Origin of the sequence: Aeromonas sp. 602200 (assembly GCF_049173895.1) — a bacterium.
Taxonomy (GTDB): domain Bacteria; phylum Pseudomonadota; class Gammaproteobacteria; order Enterobacterales; family Aeromonadaceae; genus Aeromonas; species Aeromonas veronii_A.
This window is the reverse complement of the sequence record NZ_JAAKSL010000005.1, coordinates 1-10,744: the sequence shown is the minus strand read 5'-3', so window position 1 is coordinate 10,744 and position 10,744 is coordinate 1. Positions and strand designations below refer to the sequence as shown.

10 protein-coding genes, 1 tRNA gene and 2 rRNA genes are annotated in these 10,744 nt (G+C 58.7%); 5 read left to right on the top strand and 8 right to left on the bottom strand.

Annotated elements, in window-relative coordinates; genetic code table 11:
* Positions 1-61 precede the first annotated feature (61 nt).
* The 3 genes from G5221_RS08145 to G5221_RS08135 are packed head-to-tail and all read right to left on the bottom strand — an operon-like array spanning position 62 to position 1,543.
* Complete coding sequence (locus tag G5221_RS08145; RefSeq protein ID WP_005336513.1) at positions 62-454, bottom strand: DoxX family protein; 393 nt, start codon at positions 452-454, stop codon at positions 62-64.
* A gap of 39 nt (positions 455-493) precedes the next feature.
* A complete protein-coding gene (locus G5221_RS08140; protein WP_421263063.1) occupies positions 494-1,180 on the bottom strand; it encodes a pirin family protein in 687 nt (228 codons plus the stop codon).
* A 30-nt stretch (positions 1,181-1,210) separates the two neighbouring features.
* Complete coding sequence (locus G5221_RS08135) at positions 1,211-1,543, bottom strand: hypothetical protein (protein WP_236280149.1); 333 nt, start codon at positions 1,541-1,543, stop codon at positions 1,211-1,213.
* 258 nt (positions 1,544-1,801) lie between these two features.
* On the opposite strand from G5221_RS08135, the gene G5221_RS08130 reads away from it, so the two are divergent.
* Positions 1,802-2,716 carry a LysR family transcriptional regulator gene (locus G5221_RS08130; RefSeq protein WP_043821788.1) on the top strand — a complete coding sequence of 305 codons (915 nt, stop codon included), beginning with the start codon at positions 1,802-1,804 and terminating at the stop codon, positions 2,714-2,716.
* Positions 2,717-2,815: 99 nt separating this feature from the next.
* Complete coding sequence (locus G5221_RS08125; RefSeq protein ID WP_247823631.1) at positions 2,816-3,235, top strand: hypothetical protein; 420 nt, start codon at positions 2,816-2,818, stop codon at positions 3,233-3,235.
* 178 nt (positions 3,236-3,413) lie between these two features.
* On the opposite strand, the gene G5221_RS08120 is transcribed toward G5221_RS08125, so the two are convergent.
* A complete protein-coding gene (locus tag G5221_RS08120; RefSeq protein WP_201938816.1) occupies positions 3,414-3,764 on the bottom strand; it encodes a hypothetical protein in 351 nt (116 codons plus the stop codon).
* A 199-nt stretch (positions 3,765-3,963) separates the two neighbouring features.
* Here G5221_RS08120 and G5221_RS08115 point away from each other — a divergent pair, with 199 nt between their 5' ends.
* From G5221_RS08115 to G5221_RS08105, 3 genes are all read left to right on the top strand, one after another.
* Entirely contained in the window at positions 3,964-4,686 is a 723-nt protein-coding gene (locus G5221_RS08115) for a response regulator (protein ID WP_005336534.1), read from the top strand.
* Between the two features lie 33 nt (positions 4,687-4,719).
* Complete coding sequence (locus tag G5221_RS08110) at positions 4,720-6,081, top strand: ATP-binding protein (protein WP_247824154.1); 1,362 nt, start codon at positions 4,720-4,722, stop codon at positions 6,079-6,081.
* Between the two features lie 140 nt (positions 6,082-6,221).
* On the top strand, positions 6,222-7,610 hold the full coding sequence (locus tag G5221_RS08105) for a transporter substrate-binding domain-containing diguanylate cyclase (RefSeq protein ID WP_216960363.1): 1,389 nt from the start codon (positions 6,222-6,224) through the stop codon (positions 7,608-7,610).
* Between the two features lie 67 nt (positions 7,611-7,677).
* Here G5221_RS08105 and G5221_RS08100 read toward each other — a convergent pair whose 3' ends face one another.
* From G5221_RS08100 to G5221_RS08085, 4 genes are all read right to left on the bottom strand, one after another.
* Complete coding sequence (locus tag G5221_RS08100; RefSeq protein ID WP_421263062.1) at positions 7,678-9,630, bottom strand: ligand-gated channel protein; 1,953 nt, start codon at positions 9,628-9,630, stop codon at positions 7,678-7,680.
* 564 nt (positions 9,631-10,194) lie between these two features.
* Positions 10,195-10,271: transfer RNA gene (locus tag G5221_RS08095), tRNA-Asp, on the bottom strand.
* A gap of 97 nt (positions 10,272-10,368) precedes the next feature.
* Positions 10,369-10,483 (bottom strand): 5S ribosomal RNA (gene rrf, locus G5221_RS08090).
* 119 nt (positions 10,484-10,602) lie between these two features.
* Positions 10,603-10,744 (bottom strand): 23S ribosomal RNA (locus tag G5221_RS08085); the annotation flags it as partial.

Here is a 10,744-nt window from a genome sequence, read left to right as displayed (position 1 = left end):
AGAAAAAAGCCGGTGCAGGGCACCGGCCAAAAGGCATTGGAAAACTCAAACTGACTGGCTGTTACCAGTTTTTGCCGAGACGGGCATCCACACTGAAAGCCCCTGCTCCGGCTGCCGCCAGCGCCAGGAAACCACCGGCCACTGAGACGTTCTTCATAAACATCAGCATCTGCATCTGTTCGGCAGGCTGATAATGGAAAATAAAGGCAGCCATCAGGGTGAAACCGGCCAGCAGCACGGAGAGGCTGCGGGTAAAGAGACCCAGCACGACGGCAAGGCCACCACCCAGCTCAAGCAGGATTACCAGCGGCAACATAAAGCCGGGCACACCCATCGCTTCCATATAGCCCTGAGTACCGGCATACCCGCCGATCTTGCTCCAGCCCGCCATTACGAACATCAGCGCCAGCAGTACACGACCCGCCAGCAGCGCTACATCTTTCATCTTGTCCATTTCATATTCCTCGTTTGTGTCACATCACCGCTGACTGCTTCAGGGTAGGTCAAATAACAGGGCTTGGCTGGCACTGGTCGCAACCAGATCCCACCGGTATTCATCACGACTGAGTACCCCGTCGCCGGGTCGGGCAGCCAGACCGTTGGCGGCAAGCTCCCCTGAAATCATCTGCAGGTAACCGTGTCGGCCAGCCAGTACCCATTCGAGCGTCTCGCCCGGGGTCAGTTCCAGCCGCCATACGCGGGCCTGTTGGCGGATCCGCAGCGATCCTGCCTCACCATCCGGTGACGCCACCAGCGTCATGCCCGGTCTGGACTCGATCTTCTTCTGCTGATATCCGGGTGGCGTGCCGACTTCATTCGGCTCGATCCAGATCTGCAACAGGGAGAGGGGTTCCGTCTGCGAGGGGTTGTACTCGCTGTGGCGGATCCCGCTGCCTGCGCTCATCAGCTGGAAATCCCCTGCCGGGATCTGCTCGGCATGGCCGAGGCTGTCCTTGTGCTCTATGGTGCCTTGCAGCACGCAGGTGAGGATCTCCATATTGGCGTGAGGGTGGGTGGCGAATCCGCCACCCGGCGCAACCAGATCCTGATTGATCACCCGCAGTACCGAGTGCCCCATCCACTCCGGGTCATAGTAGTGACCGAAGGAGAAACTGTGGCGCGCGTCCAGCCAGCCAAAGTTGGCCTTGCCCCGCGCTTCTGCGGCTCTCAATTGCATCATGGTCTGCTCCTCACCTACCGGGACGGTTGATTAACGCTGTTTGCCGCTACCGATGCCGAACGGAATACGGTATTCGCTGCTCTGGTCAGCCAGGCTGACGGTCAGGTTGCCCTGGGTACGGCTCGGGATCCGCACCTGCTGGGTGCCAGTCAGGTTGGCGTGGACTGATGCCAGCAGATCGCCAGACTCGTCACGCACTTCCAGCATCGGATTGGCTTTGCCATCCACTGCGGCAGTGGCGTTCCAGTTCACAAACAGCACGCCGGGCATGGCATTGAAGTCAGCCGGTACGGAAGCCTGGGCGAAACCAGTGGTCATCAGGCCTGCAACGGCCAGCATCTTGATTACGTTTTTCATGTTCATTCACTCTCTTGTTTTATATGTCATTGCCAAGGCCTTTTCGGCCAGAATCAATGCATCCATGCAAGAGGTTATTCAAATAGTGTGTTGTTCTTTCACCGACATCAGACAGACCGATTTGGTGTGTCACAGTGCGGAACTACCCGCATATTTGGCCGCTCGACGTTCCTGCCTAAGCGTTGATTGAATATTAAAGTGACATGACCTAACTTGTTAGCGAGATAAACTGGCAAACATATTCAAAAAAATTGAAGGTGAGGAATGGCCAAGGAATCGAACAAGGAGCGGGCGCTGACCCTGGAGGCAATCCGGGTGCTGGACGCCATCGACCGCCGCGGCAGCTTTGCGGCGGCGGCCGACGAGCTGGGCAAGGTGCCCTCGGCATTGAGCTATACGGTGCAGAAGCTGGAAGACGAACTGGATGCCATGCTGTTTGACCGCAGTGGCCACCGCACCAAGTTCACCCCGGCGGGACGCATGCTGCTGGAGCGCGGCCGGGTGCTGCTGGAGGCAGCCGAACATCTGGTAGGCGAGACCCGGGCATTGGCCCGTGGCTGGGAGACCGACATCACAGTCGCCGTCGATGCGCTGGTCCCGGTGCAGGCCCTCTACCCCTTGGTGGAGAAGCTGGCCGAGCAGACCGATACCCGACTGCGGCTGCGGGCCGAGGTGCTGGCGGGTAGCTGGGAGTGTCTGGAAGATGGCCGCGCCGACCTGCTTATCTCCTCCATCAACCCGGACATCATGATGACCGGTATCAAGCATCAGGTGATCAAGGACGAGGTGATGCTCTACGTCGCCCATCCCGATCATCCTCTGCATCAGGAGCCCGAACCCTTGGCCGACGAGACCCTGCGCCGCTACCGCGCCATCGCGGTGGCCGACACAGCCCTGCGCAAGCCGGTTCTCACCTACCGCCTGCTCGACAAGCAGCCGCGCCTCACTGTCAGCACCATGACGGAGAAACGGGATGCCCTGCTGGCAGGGATCGGGGTCGGCACCATGCCACAGAGCTGGATTGAGGAGGACATCCGGGCCGGTCGGCTCAAGGTGATCAGCCCCGAGTACCGCCATCAGCTGCAGGTGGTGCTGGCCTGGCGGCGAGACACCATGGGCAAGGCCAAAAGCTGGCTGGTGCGGGAGATACCAAAACTGTTTGCGACTGGTGAGAAATGAGACCCAGTTAACAGAAATGTTAATTGCATGCCTCACTTGACGCCCAATATCTTTGCTGATTTCATAGCCGCCTCATTGAACCCATGGAAGCTGTAGAAAATGAAAAAGAGTTTGCTGGTTGCCCTCACCACCCTGCCCCTGTTTGCCAATGCCGGCCTGATGGATTCGCTGACCGACAGCGTCACCAGCAGCGTCAAGGATGCAGCTAATACCGCCGTATCCGGTGCAGTGGACAGCGCATCCAACGAAGCCATCAAGAAGGCACTGGATATCAAGGAAGGCGGCTCCAACAAGCAGGCTATTAAAGAGAAGCTGGGCGCTCCTGCCACCACCAAGACTGAATCCGGTCTGGAAGTGTGGACCTATGATCTGGATGCCCTGAACAAGGCCTCTCCGCTGCTAGCAGAGACAACCACAACCCTGCTGAAAGATACCGACGCCGCCAAGAAAAACGTGGTCATCAAGTTCGAAGGCGAAACCGTCAAGAAAGTAGAGCTGAGCGACAAGGCTCAGGGCTAAGTTCGCTCGTCCGGTGAAGTGGGTTGCACACCCGCACCGGCACAGATAGCAAGAGGGGGAGCATCAGGCTCCCCCTCTTTTATTGGCAATCACCAGCGTTCAGCCAATCTGCTGCTCAACGCAGTAAACGCAAAAAGGGTGGCCTCGGCCACCCTTGGGTTGATAACAGCTGGCGTTGTTACTGGTTCGCTTCGGCGAACTGCTTCATCGCTTCGGCGTGCTTGGTCATGCCGGCGGCACGCTCGTTGAGCTTCTTGATGAACTCCGCCTTCTTGGCCGGATCTTCAATACGGTCATAACGTTGCTGCAGGTTGGCCTGGATCTGCTCCGGGGTCATGTTCTGCATGCGGGCCATCTTGTCGTGGCGACCACCGTGGTGTTTGCCACCCATCATGCCGCCGCCGTCCATCGGGCAATCCACCATGGAACCGGGCTGGCCGGTGGGGGCTGCTTCACTGGCTGCATAGGCACCCAGCGGCAGGCCAAGGATCAGGGTGGCGGTCAGCAGGGTTTTGGTCAGCTTTTTCATGGTCTATCTCCTGTAGGGATGATTCTGGTTCGGCGCTCTTGCCTTGCTCTCAAGTAAACACCCTATCGGTGTCTGAACTTTGCCAGCATCGCCCTTTTTTGTAGCAGAGTGTGGCATCGTGCGGATCTGGCACACTTTGACACAAACCGCAGGGCGGATTTTCGTATACTCGTGCCAACGCCAAGCAGGGGAGGTATTCATGAACCAGGGCAACACCCACATTCTGGTGGTCGACGATCACAGCGAGATCCGCGATCTCTTGAAGCGCTTTCTGGAACAGCACGGCCTGCGGGTCAGCTGCGCCCGGGATGGCAAGGAGATGAAGCGGCTACTGGAGGAGCGGGAGTTCGACCTGCTGGTGCTGGATCTGATGATGCCGGGTGAAGATGGCCTGACCCTCTGCCGCGAGCTGCGGGTCAAATCGAACCTGCCCATCATCATGCTCACGGCCATGGGGGAAGAGACCGACCGCATCATAGGGCTGGAGATGGGGGCCGACGACTATCTGGCCAAGCCCTTCAACCCGCGCGAGCTGCTGGCGCGGATCAAGGCGGTGATGCGCCGCACCCAGGCAGAGACCCAGCCCGCCGCCGAGACCCTGACCCGGGATCTGCGCTTCGATCGCTGGCTGCTCGACGTCAATCGCCGGGAGCTGGTCGATGAGGATGGGGTGGGCCTGAGCCTCTCCACCGCCGAGTTCGATCTGCTCAAGGTGTTTCTCGAACGTCCGCAACGGGTGCTGAGCCGGGATCAACTGCTGGATCTGGCCCGTGGCCGCGAGGCGGTAGCCTTCGATCGCGCCATCGATACTCTGGTGAGCCGCCTGCGCCGCAAGCTGGAGCGGGATCCCAAGAATCCGGAGCTGATCAAGACCATCTGGGGTGGAGGTTATATGTTCTCCGCCGATGTGACGCAGGTATAAGTAGTGAATGCACTGAAACGGCTATGGGCACGGATGTGGCCCAAGGGACTGACCGGCCAGATCATTCTGGTGGCGCTGGCGGGCTTGATCCTGATCCAGCTGCTCAGCATCCAGATCTACCGCACGGATCGGGAGGAGGCGCTCGGCTTCGTCAACAGCCGCAACGCCATGCAGCGGATCATCTCGGTGGTACGGCTGCTCTCCCTCTCCCCCCCGTCCCTCTATGACGAGATCCTCAAAGCGAGCCGCAGCGAGACCCTGCTGCTGCGCCTCTCCGACGAGCCGCTGCAACCGGATAACCGCAGTCCCCGCTTCGAGCAGCTGGTGCGCTCGCGCCTCAACTACCCTCCCGGCCTCACTGTCGAGATCAGTGCCGAACTGAAAGAGGATACTCAGCGCAGCAAGGCGTGGGAACATCATGCCCGCATGATGCGGGATCGCAAGGGGCCGCCCCCGCCGCGGGATATGCGGCTCTACGGCTCCATCGAACTGCCCCAGGGGGGCTGGCTGCAGTTCAGTTCGCTGGTCGACAAGGAGGCGGGCAGCTGGTCGTGGCAGACCACCCTCAACCTGATGCTGGTCGCCAGTCTGGTGATCGGGCTGATGGTGCTGCTGTTTCGCCGTGCCACCCGCCCGCTCAAGCAGCTGGCAGGCAATGCGGAGCGGCTAGGACGGGGCGAGGATATCGAGCCCTTGAAAGAGGAGGGGCCGACCGAGATCCGCGAATCGATTCAGGCCTTCAACCGGATGCACACCCGGCTCGACCGCTTCGTGCAGGACAGAACCAGGATGCTGGCGGCCATCTCCCACGATCTGCGCACCCCCATCACCAGCCTGCGGCTGCGCACCGAGTTTCTGGCCGATGGCGAGGACAAGGAGCGCATCCAGCAGACCCTGCAACAAATGGAGCAGATGCTGGCGGCCACCCTCAGCTTTGCTCGCGAGGAGGGGCAGCAGGAGGCTACCCGCGAGCTGGATCTGGTCAGCCTGTTGGTCAGCCTGTGCGATGACTATGCCGATACCGGCCAGCCGGTCACCTGTCTGGCGGAGGGCAAAGAGGTCTACGCCTGCCGAGCCAACACCCTGCGCCGGGTGCTGCAGAACCTGATCGGCAACGCCATCAAATATGCCGGCAGCGCCGAAGTGTCGCTGGAGCGCTGCAAGGAGGAGCTGTTGATCCGGGTCTGCGATAACGGGCCGGGGATCGATCCGGCGCGGCTGGAGGATGTGTTCAAGCCGTTCGTGCGGCTCGATGAAGCGCGCAACACCGAGTCCGGCAGTGTCGGGTTGGGCCTCTCCATCGCCCGCACTCTGGTCCATCAGCACGGCGGCGAACTGACCCTGCTCAATCGGCCACAAGGTGGGCTGGAGGCGCGGATCAGCCTGCCGCTGTAAGTAGTCACTCTATCCGCCGACCTTGTCATGGCGCCGTTTACATCATGCAAACTTCATCATTTGAGCGCTTGTTCTTCGATCAGAAAGGTGGTGATAATCGGTGACCACGGGACGGTATACGGCAACGGATTGGAGCAAGGATGGCCTCTTCCAGGACAGGAGTCATAGTCAGTATCGGATGGGGGCTCCTGCTGCTCGCCCTTGCCCTGCCTGCCTGGGCCAAAGCCCCGGAAGAGCCGATCATCATTACCAACTCCAAAGCCTGGCAGCCCTTCTCCTATATCAATGAGTCGGGCCAGCCGGATGGCCTGCTGATCGATTTGTGGCGTGAATATGCCAGGGTCACCGGCCAGAAGATCGAGTTCAGGCTGGTCGACTGGCAAGGCTCTCTCGACCTGCTCCATGAGGGGAAAGCGGATGTTCACGCCGGACTGCTCTGGTCACCGGAGCGGGACAAACTGTTCGACTATGGCCGGCCTCTCGCCCAGCTCGACTCCCAACTCTTCTTCTCGAGCGAACTGCGCGGCACCGATGTCCACTACTACCTGCTCCATGAAACGGTCGGTGTGGTAGCCGGTGGCTACGAGGAGTATTACGCCAGACGCTACTTCCCCGGCACCAGACTGCAGACCTTCGACGACAATGACACCCTGCTGGCGGCGGCCTTTCGGGGCGACATTAAGGCCTTTATCGCCGATCTGCAGGTCGCCAACTTCTACATCTATACCTCGGACGATCCCACCCGCTTTATTCCGGTTCGCCACCTCTATACCGACCAGATCCGCTTTGCGGTGAAAAAGGGCGACCTTGCCCTGTTAAACCGGCTGGAAGAGGGGTTCGCCAAGCTCAAAGAGAGCGATCGGGAGCGGATCATCCGCAAATGGATGCATGTCGAAACCGTCTACCCCATCCATCTCGGTCCCTGGCTGCTGTTGGCCGGAGTGTTAATCATGGTGGCCTACATAGTGCAACTGCGCCGCGCTGTTGCCAGCCGTACCACCGAGTTGAGCCGCGCCAACGCCAGACTGGAGAAGCAAGCCAGTACCGACCCCCTGACCGGCCTGCTCAACCGACGGGCATTCATGCCCGCCATGGAGCAACGACTGGCAAGCGGGGCTCCCTGTGCTCTGCTGCTGTTCGATGTGGATCACTTCAAGGAGACCAATGACCGCTTTGGTCATGGCATCGGGGATCTGTTGCTGGAAAAGCTGGCCACGACTGTGACCAACCTGTTGCCCGAAGAGGCTCTGCTGGCCCGCATCGGCGGCGAAGAGTTTTGCCTGCTGCTGCCGCTGGCCACGCTGGCAGAGACAGAGCAATGGGCCGAGCGGATCTGCCTGGAGAGCAACCGGCAAACCCTGCACACCAGCAGCGGCGAGGTGATCCTCTCCATCAGCACTGGGGCAGTCTGGGTAGCCGCAGAGAGAGAGGCTGATGCCGACCAGCTACTGCGGCAGGCTGACGCCCTCATGTATCAGGCCAAGGGACTGGGGCGCAATACCTGGCAAGCCGCCGCCTATCAGGCATAGTCCCCTGACGGACGCGCAATAAAAACGGCCGCCATCGGAAGATGGCGGCCGCATGACGGGTTCCCTATCAGAAGTTGTAAGTCACGCCCAGGTTGTAGCGGCGACCATCCAGCACAGTGCCATAGCTGCTGTAATCCACTGTTTTGTCGAATAGGTTGTAGACCCCGGCGGTCAGATCCAGATGCTTGTTGGCCTTGTAGACCAGGCCCATGTCAAAGAAGGTATAGGAAGGAGTCCCCTCCGCCATCTTGACCCGACTCAGGTACTCGGAGGTCTCGCCACGGAAGTTGACCCGTGACCAGAGGCTGAGATCCTCGGTGGTTTGCCAGTCAACACTGCCGTTGAACATGTGACGGGGCATCTGGTTGAGGGCATGACCCGCCAGTGGACCACTCTTCTGCTCGGACTGGGTAAAGGTGTAGCTGGAGCTGACCGACCAATCCTCATTGATGGCCCAATCCATCATCCCCTCGACACCGCGCATGTTCGCCTTGTCGACGTTGACCCGATCACTGATGAAGTCATAGCTGTGACCATTGAGGGTACAGGCGGGATCGCTCTTGCTGGTGCAACGACGCACTTCGGAGATCTTGTTCTTGAAGTCGGTGTTGAACAGGGTAACCCCGGCGTTGAAGCCCTGATGACCGTTCCACAGCAGGCCGATCTCTTCACTCACGCTAGTCTCGGGTTTGAGGTCCGGGTTACCGACCAGCATACCATCCAGGCTGCCACCACCGGTGACCTGACCCCAGTTGGCCGCCGACATTCGCAAGTCAGGAGAGCGGTAACCGGTCGATACGCCTCCTTTCAGGGTCCAGCTATCATCCAGATGCCAAACGCCGTAGAGGCGCGGGCTCCAGTGAGAACCGTAGTTCTGGTCCCGATCCATGCGGGCGCCACCGGTCAGGGCAAAGCTGTCAGTGAGTGACCACTCATCCTCGACAAACATCGCCCAGCTCCAGCGGGTCAGCTGCTCGGCAGGGTTGGCCACTTTCAGGGTATTGCCCTGATCGTGCAGATCCTCATAACGATACTGCCCACCGACGCTCAGGTAGTGATCCCCCAGAATGAACTGGGTGTGGGTATCGGCGATGGTGTTGGTGAGCTCCATCTGGCGGCCGGGATTGGTGTTGGTCTCCTGCTGCAGATAGCTGCTGGAAGAGCCGAAATCATACTGACCATCATGGGTCAGCGCATAGTTGGTGCGCTCGTATCGGTTAAGGCTATCTTTCGCCTTGGCAGCCAGCGAATTGCCGGCCGTGCGATCCCGATCCTGCAGACTACGACTGGCTTCCAGATCGAAGCGGTTATGGTCATCAGGCTTGAAGCTGAGCACCGCCGTGCCACTGCGAGTCTCTTGCTCGGCAAAACCCTGGGTAAATTTGTCTTCACCACGATGAGCAAGCTGACCGTGGAAACGCAGCCCCAACACGCCATCGATCAGTGAACCTGCGGTATAGGCATCGGTCTGGAAGCTATTGCCGGCATCCTTGTTCTCCTGGAAGGTCGAATCAGCGTGAACCGAGCCCTGCCAAGCCAGACCGGTGGTCTTGCGGGTAATGACGTTAATCACGCCCCCCATGGCATCGGAACCATAACGGGATGACATAGGGCCACGGACGACCTCAATGCGCTCAATCGCCTGCAGTGGCGGCAGCCAGCCCTGCTCGATACCCGGACCATCGCTGTTCGGGCGAGTGCCACGGCTATCCACCTTCTTGCCATCAACCAGCATCAGGGTGTATTTCGAACCCATACCACGAATGCTGATATCACTGCTGCTGCCACCGCCGGTCACCACAACACCGGGAACATCCTTCAGGGCATCGGTCACATCGCGATATGCCCGTTTCTCCAGCTGCTCACGGGTAATCACGGAGATGGAGGCAGCTGAGTCTTCAATCTTCTGCTGGAAGCCGGAAGCGGTGACGACCATCACCTCTTGTTTGGCAGCATAGGCCTGGGTCGCAAGAAGGGAGCAGATCAGCAAGGCAAGCTTGTTCGGTTTCACTGTTGTCATGTTTTAGCCTGAACATTTTTAGTAGGAAGGTGACGTATTCCCTTACTTCACTCATTACAACGCCCTAGCATCCGGCCAGACGCAGCATTAGAAAAGGCTCATTTGAAAGGCACTTTATTAATCAGCCCGCATTGTAACGACCCCGACCCGATCATTCAAACGATAATCATTATCATTTATTTCGCATAGCATTCCTGCTGCAGAACAGCTCACTCTTGATAAGGGATTGTTTTAATAGAATAAATCCATAAACAAACAAGGGGATTAAACAAACAAGCGGAAGCGATGACGTACCGTTGCAAGATGGCCTGATTTAATCGTCATGCACTATGGCCAAGGTGGGGTGTGATGCGATACAGAGCTGGAAACAGTAGCAAGAACGCCAACAGGGGGAAGGTATTGCCATCGCGGTGGGATGTCGGCAGCTCACCAGCAGGCTAAAACATCAAAACCCAGTCGTCAGACTGGGCTTTGTGTTGGTTCTGGTGTGCAACCATCGGGGTTAGTGGGTAAAAACCGCCCATAGCAAAAAGGCCTTCCCATCTGGGAAGGCCTTTAAATTAGTGGCGGAGCGGACGGGACTCGAACCCGCGACCCCCGGCGTGACAGGCCGGTATTCTAACCGACTGAACTACCGCTCCGCATTCGGTTAGCTTGCGCTAAATCATTTGCCGCTTCTTATGAGGTGTCATCCTCGCAGCCAGTGACGTGATTCTTCACATCACCGTTTAATTGGGTGCCTGGCAGTGTCCTACTCTCGCATGGCGAATGCCACACTACCATCGGCGCTACCGCGTTTCACTTCTGAGTTCGGCATGGGATCAGGTGGTTCCACGGCGCTATGGCCGCCAGGCAAATTCTTAATCTAGAAAGCTGACGTGAGTAGTGATGTTGCGCTTGGCTTGTCACTATCACTGAATTTAAGTAGTTCGCTCATTCGCTACAAGGCCAGAAACACTTCTTGGGTGTTGTATGGTTAAGCCTCACGGGTAATTAGTATGGGTTAGCTCAACACATCACTGCGCTTACACACCCCACCTATCAACGTTGTGGTCTCCAACGGCCCTTTAGGACCCTCAAGGGGTCAGGGATGACTCATCTCAGGGCTCGCTTC

Coding starts and splice junctions, on each gene's coding strand:
- G5221_RS08120 (WP_201938816.1), bottom strand. CDS start 3,764: ATGAAAAAGCTGACCAAAACCCTGCTGACCGCCACCCTGATCCTTGGC.
- G5221_RS08115 (WP_005336534.1), top strand. CDS start 3,964: ATGAACCAGGGCAACACCCACATTCTGGTGGTCGACGATCACAGCGAG.
- G5221_RS08135 (WP_236280149.1), bottom strand. CDS start 1,543: ATGAACATGAAAAACGTAATCAAGATGCTGGCCGTTGCAGGCCTGATG.
- G5221_RS08140 (WP_421263063.1), bottom strand. CDS start 1,180: ATGATGCAATTGAGAGCCGCAGAAGCGCGGGGCAAGGCCAACTTTGGC.
- G5221_RS08110 (WP_247824154.1), top strand. CDS start 4,720: ATGTGGCCCAAGGGACTGACCGGCCAGATCATTCTGGTGGCGCTGGCG.
- G5221_RS08125 (WP_247823631.1), top strand. CDS start 2,816: ATGAAAAAGAGTTTGCTGGTTGCCCTCACCACCCTGCCCCTGTTTGCC.
- G5221_RS08130 (WP_043821788.1), top strand. CDS start 1,802: ATGGCCAAGGAATCGAACAAGGAGCGGGCGCTGACCCTGGAGGCAATC.
- G5221_RS08145 (WP_005336513.1), bottom strand. CDS start 454: ATGGACAAGATGAAAGATGTAGCGCTGCTGGCGGGTCGTGTACTGCTG.
- G5221_RS08100 (WP_421263062.1), bottom strand. CDS start 9,630: ATGACAACAGTGAAACCGAACAAGCTTGCCTTGCTGATCTGCTCCCTT.
- G5221_RS08105 (WP_216960363.1), top strand. CDS start 6,222: ATGGCCTCTTCCAGGACAGGAGTCATAGTCAGTATCGGATGGGGGCTC.